The organism is Pseudarthrobacter sp. W1I19 (genome assembly GCF_030817835.1).
Lineage (GTDB): Bacteria > Actinomycetota > Actinomycetes > Actinomycetales > Micrococcaceae > Arthrobacter.
This window is the reverse complement of record NZ_JAUSZR010000001.1, coordinates 959,772-978,160: the sequence shown is the minus strand read 5'-3', so window position 1 is coordinate 978,160 and position 18,389 is coordinate 959,772. Positions and strand designations below refer to the sequence as shown.

General features: G+C 63.4%; 17 protein-coding genes. 9 read left to right on the top strand and 8 right to left on the bottom strand.

Going from position 1 to position 18,389, the window contains the following annotated elements:
• Positions 1-5: 5 nt before the first annotated feature.
• The 3 genes from QF038_RS04555 to QF038_RS04545 form a co-directional block, all read right to left on the bottom strand.
• Positions 6-902: an LssY C-terminal domain-containing protein gene (locus QF038_RS04555; RefSeq protein WP_307609103.1), complete on the bottom strand. Its 897-nt coding sequence runs from the start codon at positions 900-902 to the stop codon at positions 6-8.
• Between the two features lie 68 nt (positions 903-970).
• Positions 971-1,672, bottom strand: a complete 702-nt coding sequence (locus QF038_RS04550; protein ID WP_307609102.1) for a triacylglycerol lipase — start codon at positions 1,670-1,672, stop codon at positions 971-973.
• Positions 1,673-1,765: 93 nt separating this feature from the next.
• Complete coding sequence (locus QF038_RS04545) at positions 1,766-2,983, bottom strand: MFS transporter (protein WP_307609101.1); 1,218 nt, start codon at positions 2,981-2,983, stop codon at positions 1,766-1,768.
• A gap of 480 nt (positions 2,984-3,463) precedes the next feature.
• Between QF038_RS04545 and QF038_RS04540 the strand changes: the two genes are divergently transcribed.
• From QF038_RS04540 to QF038_RS04530, 3 genes are all read left to right on the top strand, one after another.
• Positions 3,464-3,829: a hypothetical protein gene (locus QF038_RS04540; protein ID WP_307609100.1), complete on the top strand. Its 366-nt coding sequence runs from the start codon at positions 3,464-3,466 to the stop codon at positions 3,827-3,829.
• 948 nt (positions 3,830-4,777) lie between these two features.
• Positions 4,778-5,119, top strand: coding sequence for a hypothetical protein (locus QF038_RS04535; RefSeq protein WP_307609099.1), 342 nt, complete (start codon positions 4,778-4,780; stop codon positions 5,117-5,119).
• A gap of 255 nt (positions 5,120-5,374) precedes the next feature.
• Entirely contained in the window at positions 5,375-5,701 is a 327-nt protein-coding gene (locus QF038_RS04530) for a hypothetical protein (RefSeq protein WP_307609098.1), read from the top strand.
• A 150-nt stretch (positions 5,702-5,851) separates the two neighbouring features.
• Here QF038_RS04530 and QF038_RS04525 read toward each other — a convergent pair whose 3' ends face one another.
• The 5 genes from QF038_RS04525 to QF038_RS04505 form a co-directional block, all read right to left on the bottom strand.
• Complete coding sequence (locus QF038_RS04525; RefSeq protein WP_307613400.1) at positions 5,852-6,316, bottom strand: EAL domain-containing protein; 465 nt, start codon at positions 6,314-6,316, stop codon at positions 5,852-5,854.
• Between the two features lie 214 nt (positions 6,317-6,530).
• Positions 6,531-7,910 (bottom strand): TrkH family potassium uptake protein, encoded by a 1,380-nt coding sequence (locus QF038_RS04520; RefSeq protein WP_373461619.1) that lies wholly within the window; start codon positions 7,908-7,910, stop codon positions 6,531-6,533.
• A 77-nt stretch (positions 7,911-7,987) separates the two neighbouring features.
• Complete coding sequence (locus QF038_RS04515; RefSeq protein ID WP_307609096.1) at positions 7,988-9,970, bottom strand: amino acid transporter; 1,983 nt, start codon at positions 9,968-9,970, stop codon at positions 7,988-7,990.
• A gap of 162 nt (positions 9,971-10,132) precedes the next feature.
• The gene (locus QF038_RS04510; RefSeq protein WP_307609095.1) at positions 10,133-10,339 is read right to left on the bottom strand and encodes a helix-turn-helix transcriptional regulator; all 207 of its coding nucleotides are present in this window, start codon (positions 10,337-10,339) and stop codon (positions 10,133-10,135) included.
• Positions 10,339-10,818, bottom strand: coding sequence for a DUF2975 domain-containing protein (locus tag QF038_RS04505; RefSeq protein ID WP_307609094.1), 480 nt, complete (start codon positions 10,816-10,818; stop codon positions 10,339-10,341). Before QF038_RS04505 ends, QF038_RS04510 begins: the two co-directional genes overlap by 1 nt.
• 244 nt (positions 10,819-11,062) lie before the next feature.
• Here QF038_RS04505 and QF038_RS04500 point away from each other — a divergent pair, with 244 nt between their 5' ends.
• The 6 genes from QF038_RS04500 to QF038_RS04475 all read left to right on the top strand — a co-directional run bounded on the left by QF038_RS04500 (position 11,063) and on the right by QF038_RS04475 (position 18,370).
• Positions 11,063-12,340 (top strand): ABC transporter substrate-binding protein, encoded by a 1,278-nt coding sequence (locus tag QF038_RS04500; protein ID WP_307609093.1) that lies wholly within the window; start codon positions 11,063-11,065, stop codon positions 12,338-12,340.
• A 67-nt stretch (positions 12,341-12,407) separates the two neighbouring features.
• Positions 12,408-13,295, top strand: a complete 888-nt coding sequence (locus QF038_RS04495; RefSeq protein ID WP_307609092.1) for a carbohydrate ABC transporter permease — start codon at positions 12,408-12,410, stop codon at positions 13,293-13,295.
• Positions 13,295-14,248 carry a carbohydrate ABC transporter permease gene (locus QF038_RS04490; RefSeq protein ID WP_307609091.1) on the top strand — a complete coding sequence of 318 codons (954 nt, stop codon included), beginning with the start codon at positions 13,295-13,297 and terminating at the stop codon, positions 14,246-14,248. The genes QF038_RS04495 and QF038_RS04490 overlap by 1 nt, the downstream gene beginning before the upstream one ends.
• A 69-nt stretch (positions 14,249-14,317) precedes the next feature.
• Positions 14,318-15,370, top strand: coding sequence for a LacI family DNA-binding transcriptional regulator (locus QF038_RS04485; protein ID WP_307609090.1), 1,053 nt, complete (start codon positions 14,318-14,320; stop codon positions 15,368-15,370).
• A gap of 53 nt (positions 15,371-15,423) precedes the next feature.
• Positions 15,424-17,007, top strand: a complete 1,584-nt coding sequence (locus tag QF038_RS04480) for a glycoside hydrolase family 32 protein (RefSeq protein ID WP_307609089.1) — start codon at positions 15,424-15,426, stop codon at positions 17,005-17,007.
• A gap of 22 nt (positions 17,008-17,029) precedes the next feature.
• Positions 17,030-18,370, top strand: coding sequence for a NosD domain-containing protein (locus QF038_RS04475; RefSeq protein WP_307609088.1), 1,341 nt, complete (start codon positions 17,030-17,032; stop codon positions 18,368-18,370).
• Positions 18,371-18,389 lie beyond the last annotated feature (19 nt).

Below are 18,389 nucleotides of genomic sequence, written 5' to 3'. Positions count from 1 at the left end.
CCTGGCTATGAGGATTTGCGCAACCGCTCCGGCGGGTGCAGGTCGATGATCGGCAGGTGCCCGTCGGTGCGGATGGCGTCACCGCCCCCGTTGCGGTGGTGGTAACCGCTGGAGTAGTTGAGGATGATGTGGATGGATTCCACGGCGTTGGCGGTGCGGAGCGTTTCGATGATGAAGTCCCGTTCCTCATCCGTGCGGTCGGCGATCTTATGGGTGATCTGGAAGGTGAACAGTGACAGCCCCACGCTCCGGTCGTAGGTTCCGGCGCCCACCCAGTCCACGGCGAGGCCGCCCGGGAGCCGCCACCCCGGCGGGCATTTCCAGAACCGCACGTGGTGCCGCTTCCGCGGATTTCCCTCGATTTCGCGCTGGAAGGCGAGGTCCTGCTTGTTGCCGAATACGTAGAGCGAACTTACCGGAGCGGCCGGATAGCTGCGCCCCAGCACGGTCGACGTCAGTGTACGCCAGGCGGTGCCGGGCGTGATTGGATCAGCCTCCACCCAGCCCGCCGTCATCATGGCCTGGCGCAACTCCTCCCTGGGACCCACCACGGCGAGGTTAACGGGGTCGCCCAGGACGCCGTCGCCCGTCCTTGTCCGCCCGATGAAGTAGTCCGGAATGTACAGGCTGCTGAGGATCTTGTGGACGCGCGGCAGCAGCGCGTAGGCCAGGATCAGCCAGACCGGCAGGAAAACCCACGCCTGCTCCGGGCCGCGTGACAGGCGGGCGAGCAAGAAATAGTAGACCGCCCAGCCCACGGCGATGGTCACCACCAGGTACAGCAGCCGCTGCAGGACCGCCAGGACGGTGGCCCATCTGCTTTGCCGGCGGACCACGGGGCTGCTGGAACGTGAGTGGTCCGGCTCTTCCGGAACAGCCCGATGTGAGCCAGGGGACGTCACCGCGCTTCTCCTTTCGGTTGCTCACCAACAGCCTAAAAGGTCAGCCGGGAAAGCCCGGCGTCCGCAGCCTAGGCCGGAAGGCTCAGCTGCTCCACGATGATCCGGGCCGTTTCCGGCTCACCCAGGATCCGGAAGTGCCCTGCGGCGGGCAACTCGATGTTGGTGGCACCTGGCAGGATGCTCCCCTCGGGGATGTGCGGATCGAACGGGCCGTAGATGGATGTGATCCGGCTGTTGATGGTCTCCTCCCGCGCCAGCTGCAGCGTCAGGGCGTTGCGCGGGGAGAAGATCCGCAGGCTGGGCAGCAGCATGTAGCGGGCATAACGGGAGCCGGAAAACGGTGTGCACACAGCGATCATCCGCTCGATCCGATGCTCGGGGTCCAGGTTCAGCATGGCGTATTTACCGATCAGGCCGCCCTTGCTGTGCGCCACGATGGCAGCATCACGCAGGCCCGCTTCCTCCAGGTGCTGCGCCACCATCCGTGCGGCTGCGGGAACGTCCAGTTTGTTCCGCTGCAGCACCGTGACCACGTGGACGGGGTGGCCGGCATCATGGATGGACCGGATGAGCGGCATCATGAACTGCCAGTTTTCGTAGACACCCGGAATAATCAGCACGGGGTTGAGGTGGCCTTTGTGGAAGGAACCCGGCTGCACCCGGGACACCGTGCCCTGGGCCTGGCAGATGGCGGCATAGACGTAGTCCTGCAGCCACCACATGCCCTTCTGCAGGGGGCTGATCCGAGCGGGCATCCCCGTTTCACTCATCTGTTGAGGATAGCGCCCGCACCCCGTTGCCCTATCACTTTTGGTCCCCAACCGGGCGGTTTGGGGACCAAAGCTGATGGCTCAAGTGGAGGTTTAGTAGTTCCGGCGGTGCTTCAGGCGGGGAATCACGACGGCGAACACGGCCGCCGCCGCAAACCCCAGGATGCCGGTGGCTGAGATCCCCGCGCCCAGGGAGGCCAGGGCCGTCACCGCGGAGAGGAGCACCGGGCCGCCCGTGGACCCGGCATCCGCCATGAACCGCCACAGCCCCAGGAACTGCCCGCGCCCGCGGTCCGGAGAGAAATCAGCACCCAACGTCATCACCAGCCCGGAACTGATCCCGTTCCCGAACCCGATCAGGAGCGCCGCGAGCAACAGCCCGGTAAAGGACCCGGTCAGCGGAATCAGCAGCAGGGCCAGCCCCATCAGCAGCGTGGACGGAACTGCCACAAACTGCCGGCCCTTCCGGTCCATCAGCTTCCCGGCCGGATAAAACACCAGCATGTCGATGGCCCCGGACAGACCGTAGATCAACGAAGCGGAACTGGCATCCATGCCCAGGTTGTCCGCCCACAGCGGGATCACCACCTGGCGTGAGGAGCGCAGCGCGCTCAGCAGCAGGATGCCCGCGCCCACGCTTAGGAACACCTTCGCGTGGGACACAGCGACGTTACGGAGGGTGGGCTCCGGACCCTTGTGCCCGCCGTCGGACGTTCCAGCCAGCTCCAGGTCGGGGATGGTGAGGGACAGCAAGGCAGCCGCAGCCATGGCCACCACCCCTATCCAGTACGCACCGCCGATGCCCCAGAACTGCATCACCCCGGCGCCCAGGAACGGCCCGATGAACACACCGATCCGGTTCACTCCGCCCAGTGTGGACAACGCCCGCGCCCGGAACTCCACGGGCACGGCCTCGGTGAGGTACTTCTGCCGGGCCAACCCGAACACTGCGCCGGACATTCCGACGACGGCCATCGCCACCGCCAGCAGCCACAGTCCATTGGGGATAAGCGAGGACAGCCCGGCAGCGGCCAGGGCCAGGCCGGCAGCCACTGCGGCGCCCACAATGGCCCAGCGTTCGCCGAACTTCAGCGTCACCAGGGAGGCGGGCAGGTTGAAGAACCACGAGCCCAGTCCGATCAGCGTGACGATCAGCGCCGCGAGGGCCACCGAAGCGCCAAGCCCGCGCGCAGTCAGTGCCACCACCGGAAGGATGGCGCCCTGCCCGATTCCGAACAGCAACGTGGGGCCGAAAGCGGCCACGGCGATGCTGCGCAGGCTGAAGGGCTGGGAGTCATCCGGGGAAGTCATCAGATTTATCCTAGGGCGGCCGGCAGCAAGAAGATTTTTCGATGGCGGAATCACATCTCTCACGGCCTTCGCGACACATCGAAGAATTGCGAGGAGATTGGGTTAGGATTCCCAAAACAGGTGGCCGTCTCGCTTCAAGCCCTTTAGCAGGACAGCAGAATGCCGAAAAGAGAAAGAACCGGTGGGATCGTGAACGTAAGAAGGTTTTTTGCCGGAGCCACAGCCGCAACAGCAGCGTTTGCGCTTACATCATGCTCTGCTCCGAGTGCGCAAGAAGGCACATCGGCTTCGCCAGCAGTTGTGTCAGCTTCGCCAACAGCCACTCAGTCGGTAAGCGCAAGTCCGACGCCAACGGGAACAGGAGCCGCTAGCCCAACCGCTGATGCAACTTCGGTTCCCCCGTCATCTTCAACCCTGAACACCGAAAAGGCCGATACCCCTCTTTCACTCGCGGACTTTTTCAAACCGGAGAGTTATTGGATGGAAAAGCGCTTTGATGTTGCTGACAAAGCGAATATAAGTGGGATAGCTACTGAAACGAACCACTACGGGTCTACTAGTAGGCGAGTGCTTGAACTGCGCTTGGCTAACAGGTTCAGGGACACCTTGACATTCAATGTCGGTCAGGCCAACGATTCTGAGTCCTCGGGCAAGAAACTGCTCGTAAAGGTCGTCGGAAACGACAAGCAACTTGAGGTGCAGAAAGTGCCCTTCAACACCATACAGACCATCTCGGTTCCCGTGGACGGAATCAACGCCCTGCAAATCGAGCTTGAGATTGAGCAAAGTGACAGCTCCGATGCCAAGTCAGTGTTGGCCGTACTTTCCGATATCAAAGTGAAGTAGCTGAACGGAACTACTGCTGAAGTGACCATTCCGGCACCTCCCGCGAGGCCTCCCAGATCACGTTGGTGGCGACACTACTGGGGCATAATTGCGAGCGGCGTGTTGTTCCTGGCCGCGGTGGCAGCGATAGCCAGCTTCATCGTCACAGACTTGGGGTTTAGACCCTGGCTCGAACCTTCTCCCACAAACTCAACGCTCGCGCCGAGCGTCAATGATACTAGAGCGCCGAATGGCCTGGGAGTATCACCGCCAGAGGTTGAGGGGACAAAAGCCGGCGCGTGCCTAGACGAGGCAGGAACAGAAATGTCCTGCGATCGTCCTCACTTTTCTGAACTTATCGCAGCCTCCGGACCGTGCGACCTTCCCGCTCTGGTGACCTATGCGGGCGGAGTCCTAACCCGGGACGTCCTTCGCGGCGACCTAATCCCCTCGGAAACATCGAACGGCTGTACCGTCGTCCTGCCTGCCGGGTTGTCCAGCAAGATCCAAAACGGCTTGTTAAGAAGCGACCACGCGGCTCTCCGGCAGTGCTGGGACCGTTTCTCGGAGAGGAACGTCAGCTGCGACCAGGCACACACAGCCGAAGCCGTCTATTTTGACTCGGATCCGGGTGCGGCGCCAACCTCATGTGTCCTACACGCCGATTCGTATACAAACGGCGCATACACCCGAAACCAGGGGCAGCTTGAAGCATTAGTGCTAACTTCCGGCAGCTCTGTCAGTTGTCTAGTGCAAGCCCGCGGAAGTAACGAGCTGAGCGGGTCCCTCCGGAATCTCGGCACCGGGGCCCTACCACTGCACGCTAGACCCTGACAGTGCGGCCAGTAATTCGATTCGGCAGCAAGGGCAGAAAGGAGCCGGTTTGGGGGTCACAAAACCCTTGCAAAGGACTAGCGTTTGCCTTATGGGTGCTGATGCGCGCCCACAACCAAAGGGGAGGTTCATTTCATGGGTGAAGTGTGGATCCGTACGCTCGGCAACGGGTTGGTCCGGGCAGACTATGTCACCGAAATTTCGTCCACCCGGGGGTCCCTCCATGAGGACCAGGGGTATTCGCTGAAGGTTATCGTGGACGGCAAGGGCCATGTCCTGATTGATGACAGCGACCTGCAGGGCTCGCTGGCCGATCGGCTCGAATACGCCCGGCACGTTGAAGACGCCCTGCTGCTGGCCATGGACGAAGCGCGTGAAATCGACGCCGCCGTGGTGATCTCCTACGAGCCAGAGCGCGAGCGCTGGTCTGCAGCCCCGGTCTCTGTATTAACAGGAAGGCTTCCCGAGTCGGTGTGAGCCCGGGCCTGGAAGCATTGGGCGGAAAAGTACGACGGCGGCCGGCGGCACGGGTGCCGCCGGTTGCGGCGCGAGGAGGTGAGGATCGTTCCGGTCCGGCCCTTCGGCGTCACAACATCAGCATCTACATTCGGTGTAATAAATCGGTAACTGTTGCGTGGATCACATTCACCCCCTACTCTGATTGAGGCTTAAGAAACAGGCCAATGCAAGAAGCTGCAGCGTCGCAGCCAATGCCGGGGAAGGCTTTACATTTTGAACTCCAAGCTCAACATCGTTGTCCGTGTAGATCTCGACCACGCGAAAGCACTGGTGATTGCAAAGGGGCACATCACCGTGCACAGCGTGAATGCGCTTTATGTTGTGGCCAAGCGCGCCAATTCCATCAGACAGGGCTTGTACCTGGAGTTGGATGTCTCCCATGCTGTGGTGGATGACGAGGCATTGGAGCAGCTGCAGGCGTGCTCCCAGACCCATCATCTGCCGGCACTTATCGATCCGTACCAGAAGCCGTGCGATATCAGTGTCCTGGCACCGCGACGGCGAGATACCACCTCGCGGCCGGAACTGCTCGCCGCATAAGCCTTATGGCCAAGGCACCCGCAGCGCCCCCTGATCGGGCCAGTGGTGCCGGCCGCACACTTTCTTCTCTCTTTTAGACTTTCCACCGACTGGAAGTGCAGCCGTATCCGAATAGACGGGTAGCCGCACTCCCAGTCCGGTGGAAACCTTTTATGCGATGGCGGGTTCGCCGTCACCGTGGGCGTCCAGCCACTCCTTCAGGGCTGGGGGAGGCAGCGGGCGGGCAAAATGGCAGCCCTGCGCAAGGTCGCAGCCCATCGCTCTGAGCGTCTGCACCTGCCCTGACGTCTCCACGCCTTCGGCAACCGCCCGGATACCCACCGCATGGGCCAGGTCAATGCAGCTGCCCACGATCGCCGAATCTCCGGAGTCCGATCCAAGCCCGTTGATAAAGGGCCTGTCGATCTTCAGTTCGTCGATGGGGAACTTCTTCAGGTACGTCAGGCTTGAGTAGCCCGTCCCAAAATCGTCCACGGCGAGGTTGACACCGAGGTTCCTGAGGGCCGTCAGCGACTCAAGTGCAGCGTCGGGGTCCGCCATCAGGGCCGTTTCGGTGATTTCCAGCAGCAAGTGTGAGGGATCAATGTCCCGCAGCTGCAGTGCGCCTTCCACCATCGTCACCAGCTCCGGAGGTAACTATTTCCAGGTCCTCGATCCGGATCGGCGTCTTGAGGATCTCCAGCAGTTTTGCCGCGAGGGCAGTGGCTCATCCCCCACCGAATGGCCAAGGCTGTCATTAACGGCCTTGAAGTGGTGGAGGTTGCTTTGTGTTGCCTCAGATATTAGCCGCGGCAGGCCGGGGAATCCTGGGACCGGCCACCGCTTGCCCCTACCCGATGATGGGGCGTTCCTCCGGGAGGCGGTACAGGCGCGGGCGTGCCGAAAGGGCCAGGGCGGACGCCACGGTCACAGTGCCGATCCTTCCAGTGAACATGAGCGCCATCAGCACCCACTCCGCGGACGGGGGCAGGTTGTAGGTGATGCCGGTGCTCATACCCACGGTGCCGAACGCGGAAATGGACTCGAACAGGACCTTCTCCAGGCTGTAATCGGTGAAGATGAGCAGCAGCATGGTTCCGATGACCACGGCGGCAACCCCCAGCAGCGCCACAGACAAAGCCTGGCGCTGGGAGGAGGAGCTGACGGAGCGGTGGGCGATGGTCACCTGGTCGCGGCCCCGGACCTCGTTCCAGATGGCGAAGCCCAGCACCAGGAAAGTGGTGATCTTGATGCCGCCGGCGGTTCCGGCACTGCCGCCCCCGATGAACATCAGGATGTTGGTGACCATGAGCGTTTCCGGGGCTGCGAGGCCGTAATCGATGCTGTTGAACCCGGCGGTGCGGGGGAAAACGCTGCCGGCGAAGGAGCCCAGGATCTTGCCGGTGAAGGAGAGCGGGCCGAGGGTTTCGTTCCGGTTCCACTCAAACGCCGCGAACAGCGCCATCCCGGCGATCAGGAGGAACAGCGTGCCGTAGATGGTCAGGCGCAGGTGTACCGTCCAGTTCCGGGGTTTGGTCTCGCCGCGGCTGAGCTGGATGATCACCGGGAAGCCGAGCCCGCCGGCGATGATGGCCAGGCAAATGGGGGTGATGATCCAGGGGTCTTCGGCGAAGCCGATGAGGTTGTTGCTGTAGACCGAGAAGCCGGCGTTGTTAAAGGCGGAGATGGCGTGGAAGGTCCCGTGCCAGAGGGCGGTGCCGGGGTTTTGGTCATACGCGATCCAGAACCGCAGTGTGAGGACCGCGGCCGTTGCGGCCTCGAACGTCAGCATGATTTTCGCTACCCGGAGCAGCACTGCCCGGACGTCGCCAAGGTTCAGGGTGTGGGTTTCCGTCTGGGCCACGAGCTGGCCGCGCAGGCCGATGCTCTTGCGGACCAGCAACGCCAGGAGGGTGGCCAGCGTCATGATGCCGAAACCGCCCACCTGGATGAGAGCCAGGATGACCACATGCCCGAACGGGGTCCAGAATGTTGCCGTGTCCACGGTGACCAGGCCCGTGACGCAGACCGCCGAGACCGAGGTGAACAAGGCGTCCATAAAAGCACCCGTGTCCGGGTCGGTGCGTGAGACGGGAAGCATCAGCACTGCCGCCCCGATGATGATGACTATCAGGAAGGCGAACGGAACGGCCCTGACCGGGTGGGTCAGGATCCTGCGGACGAAGTGTGCCTTCCCGCCATCCTTTTCGTTCCTGGCGTCCCGCAGCATCTTCTGGACGGCGGCCACGCTGGCGGCATCCGGCCCTGTCGTTGCAGGTCCCGACGGCGACACGCTCCTCCTGAGGCTCATCCCACGTGGATGCCCGGCCGCACGGCCGGGTCCGGTTCGTTCTCGCGGATGATTTCCCGGACCACCGGGGCGGTGTCACCGCGCCCCAGAAGCAGGTAGCGCATGAGGTGGGCCAGGGGGTTCCCTTCGGACCATTCAAAGTAGGCATGCGGCTTGACGCCCGTGCCGTCGCGCAGGGCCAGGAGAATGGCGGCGATGGCATTGGGTGCAGCAGGGCTCTGCGCGCGCAGGACCCGGTGGCCTGCCACTTCAACCCCGCGGACCTGCAACGTGTCGCTGAACTCTGACGGGTCCGTGATCTCGATTTCCAGGAAAATGACATCAGCCGTTCCGGGCACGGGGTTGTTCTCCCGCTGTACTGCTTCCTTGTCCGCGTACTCGGCGGCGTTGCACGCCTGCGGCCGGTTGGCGATGAGGTTGATCCGGCCGTCGTAGTCCAGGGTGTCGCTGATGAAGCGGCGCGCGCCGTCGTCGAACTCGATCCTGTCCACCCGCAGCTCGGTGGTGCGGCTGATGCGGGAGACGAGCGAGACTGCCACGATGCCCAGGATGAAGAACCCGGAGATGGCCAGGCCGTCCGGTTTTTCGATGACGTTGGCCGCCAGGGCGTAGAGCATCACCAGGGTGAGCACGGTGAAGCCCACGGCGGCGGCCCGCTGTTTGCGGCGGAGGGCGGAGATGGTGACGGCGATGGCGCCGGAAACCATCATGGCCAGGATGCCGGTGGCGTAGGCGCCGGCCTGGGCGTTTACGTCGGCGTTGAAACCGATGGTGATCAGGATGCTGATGGCGGTGTAGACGAGCACCACGGGACGGACGGCGCGGGACCAGTCCGGGGCCATGCCGTAGGAGGGCAGGTACCGCGGGACGATGTTGATCAGGCCGGCCATGGCGGAGGCGCCGGCGAACCACAGGATGAGGATGCTGCTCACGTCATAGACGGACCCGAACCCGTTGCCGAGATGCTCGTGGGCCAGGTATGCCAGGGCGCGGCCGTTGGCCTCTCCCCCGGCCTGGAACTCCTCGGCCGGGATCAGGACGGTGGTGACGAAGCTGCTGCCCAGCAGGTAGACGCTCATGATGAGTGCCGCCGTCGTCAGCAGCCTGCGCGTATTGCCCACCCGGCCGGCCAGCTTTTCCTCAGGGGTGGCGCCTTTAGAGGCAACAAGGGGCATCATGCTGACGCCGGTCTCGAAGCCGGAGAGTCCCAGGACCAGCAGCGGGAAGGCCATCAGGGCGGGACCCACGATTCCGCCCGGTCCGCCGCCGGAGGAGGCCAGGGCGTCGGTCCACGTTCCGAGCGCCCCTGGAGTTGCGAGGACCTCGGCGATGCCGGCCCCGATGATGATCGCGTTCATCACCAGGAACACGGCCACCAATGGAATTGCGACGGCGACGGCTTCGGAAAAGCCCATCAGGAAAACGGCGCCGAGCACCAGGAGGAAAAAGACGGTAATGCCCACTGCCTGGCCTTCCAGGAAAGGCGGCAGGTACGGGTTCTCGAGCAGGTGCACGGTGGCGTCGGCCGCCGAGAGGGTGATGGTGATGATCCAAGAGGTGGCCACGAAGCCAAGCAGGACCAGCACAAAAACCTTGCCCCGCCAGAAGGGCAGGAGCCGTTCGAGCATGGCCACCGATCCCTGCCCGTGCGGGCTTTCCTTGGCCACCCGCCGGTACATGGGCAGCATCCCCAGGAGCGTCAGGGCGACGATGAGCATGGTGGCCAGTGGTGACAGGGCGCCGGCGGCGAGCGCCGCGATGCCCGGGAGGTAGGAGAGGGTGGAGAAATAGTCCACGCCCGTGAGGCACATGACCTTCCACCAGCTCTGCTGCGCGGCGTGGGCCTCGTCGGCCTCGGGGCCGACGGGCTGGCTGACCCGGTGTTCCAGCAGCCACTTGGCTAATGCGCTCCGCGGTTCGGTTTCAAGCTCCGGGTTGGGAACGATGGCGGGAAGGGAAGACCGGGCGGAAGCCGTCAAGGACGTGTCTTTCTTTGGTGCCCGTTACGGGCGCAAGTTCCCCGGTTCCAGGCGCGACGCTGTGCTGATAACTAACGGAGCCTAGCACCGGGCCTCGCGCCTCCCGCCCGGAATTCCGGGGATCTTAACGCTTTCTTAACGCCTGTCACTGCCGGACATCCTTCAGTCCTCCACAAACTCCAGCAGGTCGCCCGGCTGGCAGTTCAGGACGCGGCACATGGCCTCCAAGGTGCTGAAGCGGACGGCCTTCGCGCGTCCGTTTTTGAGCACCGCCACGTTGGCGGGCGTGAGACCCACGCGGTCGGCGAACTCCCCCACGCTCATCTTCTGCCTGGCCAGTTCGACGTCGATGCGCACCACAATGGGCATCAGATTACCGCTTCCATATCCAAGCGCAGGTCCGCGGCCTGCCGGAGCAGGGCGCGGAGCACCACCACCACCAGCCCGACGGCGGCCCCGGCCGCAAGCATCAGGATCAGCAGGAGCGGCACGCCCGGGTCATCGGCATTGAGGATCACAATGGCGGAGAACACCGCCAGCATGGTCCAGCCCGCCGCGATGGCCCACATGATCGCGTCCACCCACACAAAAGCCCGCCGGCTGAAGATCTGGTCGCGCTTGACCATGGTGAGCAGCTTCCACGTGCTGACGATCACCACCTGGACGCAGGCCACCTCAAGGATGGCGAAGATGGTGAGCGGCCACTGCAGGTAGGCCCGCTCCGGGTTTTCCGCTGCCATGTGGGCGAACTGCCCCGGCAGGGACATCACTTGGAACAGGACCAGGAGGAGGAAAGCCCCAACGAGCACGATCCGGAGGGCAATGACTGCCAGGTGATTGATCTTCATGCATCGAGTTTCAGCTATTACCTATCGAAAGTCAATCGAACTCCCACCTGCCCCTTCTGGATGGGACGGTTTCTGCGCCACTCGGCCCGCTGCAGTGAAAAAACGGTTTGTCGCGGACGGATGTGACGCTTGACACGCACCCAGAGCGCATCTTATGGTGTTGCCAAGTCGTTTTAGCAAAACGATTTTTCACCCCAGATCCACGTCTCGCCATTTCCGTTCGAGAGAAAGTGAGTCGACAGCGATGTCCACTCGAAAGACCATCAACAGGTTCGTCACCATCGGCGGCGTCTGCACCGCCGTGGCATTGGCAGCCACCGGGTGCGGCGCGGGGGGCCCGTCCACCACGGGTAGCGCCGGCACCAGCACCGTCAACGTCCTGGTGGAAGCAGGCGGCCACGCCGAGCTGACCGGCGTCGCCGAACAGTGCAAAAAGGACGCCGGAGTAAACGTCAACTTCGTAGAACTGCCCTATGACGGCATGTTCAACCGCCTCTCCAGCGAGTTCTCCTCCGGCAACGTTTCCTTCGACGTCGCAGCCCTGGACTCGGTCTGGCTGCCCAGCTTCAAGGATGCCGTCCAGCCCATCGACGAGATCTTCACCGATGAAGCCAAGAAGGACATCTTCCCGGCCCTGGTCAAGGAAGCGAATGTGGACGGGCACTTTATCGGCCTGCCTGCCTGGACCAACGCGGAAATCATCCTTTACCGCAAGGACCTCTTCGAGGACGCCAAGAACAAGGCCGACTTCCAGGCCAAGTACGGCTATGAGCTCGCCGCCCCCACCACCTGGAAGCAGTACCAGGACATCGCCGAGTTCTTCACCAAGGACGGCATGTACGGCACCGACGTCAAGGGCGGCGTCGAGACCGAATGGCTCGCCCATGTCCTGCAGGCCGGCTCGCCCATGGTCCTGGACGGGGACAAGGTGGTCATTGACAACGCGGCGCACAAGGAAGCCCTGGACTTCTACGTCAGCCTGGCCAAGTCCGCTCCGTCAGGCGCCGCCCAGGTGGACTGGGCTGCCGCGCAGAACCTGTTCAACCAGGGCAAGACGGCCATGACACGCTTCTGGGCCCATGCCTACCGGCAGATCCCCAAGGATTCACCGGTGGCCGGCAAGGTGGGCACCGCTCCCATGATCGCCGGGTCTGCCGGCATTGGCGGAGTCCCGGGGCCCTGGTACCTCACCGTCCCCAAGGCCACCAAGAACACGGACGCGGCCAAGAAGTTCATCAAGTGCGCCTATGACAACAACAGCATGGGCATCGAATCAAGCCTCGGCCTGGCGTCCCGCATCTCGGCCTTTGAGAAGTACCAGGACAAGGCAGGCTACGAAAGCTTTGGTCCGCTGATTGAAACCCTCAATGGCAAAGCCACGGCCACCCGCCCGGCCACCGAAAAGTGGCAGCAGATCGTGGACACCGTCCTGGTACCCATGCTGCAGAAAGCCGTGGCCGGCGGTGACTCCGCCACCCTCCTCGCAGATGCCAAGAAGCAGATCGAGGACCTCCTCAAGTAAGATCCCCGCGGCCGGCACCTGGGTAGCCGGTGCCGGCCGCGGCCCCCAACCAGCGGAAGAGAAAACCGTGCGTATCTCCGATCGCCGCTTCGCATTGTTCCTGATGACACCAGCGGCGCTGTTCCTGGCAGTGTTTGTCGCGTTCCCGTTGTTCCGCCTCGTTGCGGACAGCTTCTTCAAGATCTCACCGATTGCCGGCGGTCCCCGCGACTTTGTGGGCCTGGACAACTACTTCCGGGCCTTCGCCTCCGAAGCCTTCACCGGCGCCGGCTGGCGGACCCTGGGCTACACCCTCATCGTGGTCACCCTCGAATTCGCCCTCGGCCTGGGCATGGCCCTGCTGTTCACCACCCTTGGGCGCAGCTCCCAAATCTGGCGGACCGTGTTTATGTACCCGCTGATGATCGCCCCGATTGTGGCAGGCCTCCTCTGGAAGTTCCTCATGATCGACAACTTCGGCCTCATCGGAACCCTCCTGCACCAGGCCGGCATCCTGTCCAACCCCAACCAGATCGGCTGGCTCTCAGACCCGAACATCGTGCTCTACTCCGTGGCCATTCCGGACATCTGGCTGACTACGTCGTTTATGTGCCTGGTGCTCTTCGCCGGCCTGCAGAACATCCCAGGGGATCTCATCGAAGCCGCCCGCCTCGACGGTGCACGCGCACCGGCCCTGCTGTTCCGCATCATCCTGCCCCTCCTGCGCCCGGTCATCGCCGTCGCCCTGGTGGTCCGCGGCATTGATGCGGCCCGGGCATTCGACACCATCCTCATCCAGACCAACGGCGGCCCGCAGTCCGCCTCCGAAACCATGAGCCTGCTCATCTACCGGACCATGATCCGCTTCGGCGATCCCGGACTGGCCAGTGCCATGGGCACCCTCTACCTGCTGGCCATGCTCGCCGTCGCGTTTGTTGCGGTGTCCACCATCTGGCGGCCAGGAAAGGACAGCTGATGCGCGTCGCCGAGCGAATTAAGAACGACGCCGGGAAGTCACCTGCAGCAGTTGCGGGACCTTCTGTGCCAACCACCGGAAGCGGCAGCGTCCGCAAGCGCCGGGGTGTCAACCGTGAAGGCCTGGAAGCAGGCCGGCGCAGCACCAGGACCCTCCTGTGGATCCTCCTGGCGGCAGCAATGGTGCTCTACGGATTCCCGTTCCTGTACCTTCTCTTCACATCCTTCAAGACCCCCATCGACACCATCGCGGTGCCGCCCACCATCCTGCCGAAGGAATGGACGCTGGAGAACTACGCCAACGCCTTGGGCCGCAGCGGTGTGGTGGCCTCCTTCATCAACAGCATCCAGACGGCCATCATCAGCACCCTGCTGTCACTGGTGCTGGCGGTACCCGCGGCCTACGGCATCACCAGGTACCAGACCCTCAGCGGCCGGATCTTCATCATGGCCGCCCTGGTTACCCGCATGGTGCCGCCGGTGGCCATCGGCATACCGCTTGCCTCGATGATGGCGTCCATGGGCCTGGCCGATACACCCATCGCGTTGTCAATCGCCCACACCACCATCTCGCTGCCGCTCTCGATCTGGCTGATGTCCAGCTTCTTCGAAGCGGTGCCCAGGGACCTGGAGGAAGCGGCCACCGTGGACGGTTGCAGCAGGCTTGGAGCCCTGTGGCGGGTGGTGATCCCGGTGGTGTCCGGCGGCATCGCTGTCACCGCGATCTTCGCCTTCCTGGCCTCCTGGAACGAGTTCCTGTTCGCACTCCTGATGACGGCGATCCGTTCCCAGACAACGCCGGTGGTGATTGCAAACTTCCAGACCCAGTTCGGCCTGGACTGGGGGTCCATGACGGCGCTGGCCGCCGTGTACTCCATCCCGGTCATCCTGCTGACCCTGCTTTTGCAGCGCAAGATCGTCGCAGGCATGACGCTCGGCGCGGTCAAGGGCTAGACCACCAATAACCAGTAGCCTACTGATGACGCCCAGGGGCATCACCGACCATAAGGACGTGGGAGACAGATGAGCAACAAGAACATCGGGATCAAGGACGTGGCCACTGCCGCCGGCGTGTCCGTGACAACTGTCTCCCACGTCCTCAATGAAGTGGCCTATGCCCGGATCAGCCCCGAAACCCGGGACAAGGTCCGGTCCGCTGCGGAACAACTGGGGTACGGTCCAAACCGCCTGGCCCAGGCTCTTCGCACCCAGAGGACCGGCATGCTGGGCCTGGTGAGCGAAGATATTGCCACCACGCCCCACGCCGGCCGGATCATCCTGGGCGCCGAGGAGGCTGCCAAAGCGCGCGGGTACAACCTCATGATCATCAACACCTCCGGCTCAGCCAGCCTCGAATCCCGGCGGGACGACGTGGAAGCCCTCCTGGAACGCCGGGTTGACGGCATCCTGTACGCCACCATGTACCACCGCATCGTGGAGCTGCCGGCCAATCTCGGCAGCGTTCCCTCCGTCCTGGTGGACTCGGTGGCCGCCGCCGGAAACATCACCGCCGTCATCCCGGATGAGGAAGGCGGTGCCCGCACCGCGGTGGAAGCCTTGCTCGCGGCCGGGCACCGGCGGATCGGCTTCCTTAATAACACCGACGATGTCCCCGCCACCCGCCAGCGGCTCCATGCCTTCCGGGCCACGCTGAAGGAAGCAGGGCTCGACGGCGGTGCGGCGCCTGTGGAGTCCGAGGTGTCCGAGGTGCACGGCGGCTATGCGGCTGCCCGCCGGATGCTGTCACGCAAGGACCGAGGCGATATGCCTACGGCCTTGTTCTGCTACAACGACCGCATGGCGATGGGCGCCTACCGCGCCGCTGCCGAGTTGGGACTTACCATCCCCGGCGACCTTTCAGTGGTGGGCTTTGATGACCAGGAGCTGATCGCCGCCAACCTCCACCCGGGCCTCACCACCGTGGCCCTGCCGCACTACGAGATGGGTGCCTGGGCCACCGAGCACCTGATTGACGCCGTCGAGGGCAAGACAGACCTTTCCCTGATGGCGCTTCACCCAACCATTCTCAGCTGCCCCCTGGTGCGCCGCGATTCCATCACGGCTCCGCCGCAATAGGCAGCCAGCCCCTTCCGCTTACCACTTCCAACGTCCCAAGAGGAACGCACCACATGTCCAGTTACCTTGATGCCGCACGCCTGGAAACAGCCCCGGCGGAAACATCCGGCTTCCGGCCTGCCATCCACTTCACGGCAAGGGACACCTGGCTGAACGATCCCAACGGCCTGGTTTTCCACGACGGCCTGTACCACCTCTTCTTCCAGAACAACCCGTTCGGCAGCGTCTGGGGCAATATGTCCTGGGGCCACGCCACTTCCCATGATTTGCTGCACTGGACCGAGCACGCTGTGGCCATTGCCTGCGACGAAAAGGAGGACATCTTTTCCGGCAGCGTGGTGGTGGACCACGGCAACACCTCCGGTTTCGGCACGGCGGACGCTCCTGCCCTCGTAGCCATCTACACCAGTGCCTTCAAAGCCGCGTCGGGACACAGTGGCACCCAGGCCCAGTCCCTGGCCTACAGCACAGACGCGGGAATGACGTGGCAGAAGTACGACGCCAACCCTGTCCTCACCCGCAATTCAGCGCATTTCCGCGATCCCAAAGTGTTCCGCTATCAAGGGCGCGATGGCGAGTTCTGGGTCATGGTCGCCGTCGAAGCGCAGCACCAGACGGTGGTCTTCTACCGGTCGGAGGACCTCAAGTCCTGGGAGTTCCTCAGCGACTTCGGCCCGGCCAACGCGGACCAAGGCGAATGGGAATGCCCGGATCTCTTTCCCCTGGCGGTGGACGGGGATTCGGACAACGTCAAGTGGGTGCTCATCGTGAACGTCAACCCCGGGGCCGTGGCGGGCGGGTCCGGTGGCCAGTACTTCGTGGGGGATTTCGACGGCGTCCGCTTCATCCCTGATTCCGGTTCCGTGGTGGCGCCGGCAGGAGTGGCAGCCATCAGCGACCCCACGGCGGCAGCTGCAGCCTTGCAGCAATGCCTGTGGCTGGACTGGGGACGCGACTGCTACGCCTCAGTTTCTTTCAGCAACGCCCCTGACGACCGGCGCATCATCATTGGCTGGATGAACAACTGGGACTACGCCAACCAGTTGCCCACCGCCCCCTGGCGTTCCTCAATGACCCTCGCCCGGGAACTGCGCCTCTCAACAGTCAACGGTGCAGCGCGCCTGGTCCAGCAACCGTTGCTGGCCGGCCACGGCACCAGCACCGAGGTTCCTGCTGCCAGGGCCCAACTGACCGCGGATCCCTTTGAGCTGCGGGATTCGATCCTCCGGTTGCCGGATGCGGTACCGGGCAGCGCCCAGATCATCGAGGCGGATATCCTGCCGGGAAGCACCGGACAGGTGGCCTTCCATCTCTTCGCAAATGGTGAAGGAAGCACGGGGACCGTGCTGGGTTACAACGCCGCCAGCGGCCAACTCGTCCTGGATCGCAGGCAGTCCGGCAACACGGGCTTCCACGAGAAATTTTCTTCCGTGGAGTCAGCCCCGCTGGTCCTTGAGGACGGGGTGCTCAAGGTGCAGATCGTCGTCGACCATTGCTCGGTGGAGGTCTTTGCCCAAGGCGGCAAGGTGGTCCTGACTGACCTCGTCTTCCCCGCAGCCGACAGCCAGGAAAACTGGCTATCGGCTGAGGGAGGCGCAGCGGCAATACTGAAGCTCACGGTCTCAACGCTCGCCTAACCGCAACCCAAGGGGAAAAACCATGTCAAGCAACAACTACTACGACGTGACCACGTGGCCGGTCGGCAATGCAGCCAAAGACGTCGGTGAAGTCATCAACAGCATCATCGCGGACGTCAAGGACCGGCAGTCCGCCACCGACGAGAACAGCGGGGGAAAGCCGGGCGCCGTGATCTACCTTCCGCCCGGCGATTACCATCTCCGGACGCAGGTGGTGATCGACATCAGCTTCCTTCGCATCCAGGGCTCGGGGCATGGCTTTACGTCCTCAAGCATCCGGTTCAACGTTCCCGAGGATGAATGGCCCGGCCTTCATGAGCTGTGGCCGGGCGGGAGCCGCGTTATCGTCGACCTTCCCCAAGGCGCAGAAACCGAGGAATCCGCTGGAGCCGCCTTCTACGTTGAGCGGACCGGGAGCCCACGGATCAGCTCGGTGGAGTTCTCCAACTTCTGCATCGACGGGCTGCACTTCGAGGCGGATGGCTCTGGGATGCATCCGGAGAACACCTACGTCAACGGCAAGACCGGCATCTTTGTCGCCAACGAAAATGACTCATTCCGCGTCACCGGCATGGGCTTCGTCTACTTGGAGAACGCCCTCACCATCTACAACGCGGACGCGCTTTCGGTGCACGACAACTTCATCGCTGAATGCGGAAGCTGCATAGAGCTGCGCGGGTGGGGGCAGGCATCGAAGGTCACCGACAACCTGGTGGGAGCGGGCTTCAAGGGCCATTCGATCTACGCCGAGAACCATGGCGGGCTCCTGATCACCGCGAACAATGTCTTCCCCCGTGGGGCGAGCAGCGTCCACCTGGCCGGAGTCACGCGTTCAAGCATCACCAACAACCGCCTGCACTCGTTCTACCCCGGGATGCTGATTCTCGCAGCGGACAGTTCGGAAAACCTCGTGGCCACCAACCACTTCCTGCGTGACCATGAACCCTGGACGCCCTTCGTGGGAGTAGGCAACGGACTGGATGACCTCACCGGACTTCTCAGCGTCAACGGCAGCAACAACTCAGTGATCGGCAACCACTTCTCCTACATCATCGATGCAGAGAGCATCCAACCGGCCGGTGCTGCGCCTGTAATCATCCGGCTGGTGGCGGGGGGCGGAAACTTCGTCTCCAACAACCATGCGGTGGCGATGGACGTTCACGCCACATCAAGCGACTCCTGCTTCTCCGCCCAGGTGGACGCCCTGCTGACCACCGAGGCTTCGAAAGTCCTCGCCGTTACGGCCGTCTCGGTGGATCCCGCATCCGCCCGGAATACCGTCCTGGATTCCGGAAGTGAGGCCCAGATCGTCGCGGACAGGGCCGTGAACGCCATCAGGGCCACACCCGCCATCGGCTCCTGACCCACAACGAAAGGTACAT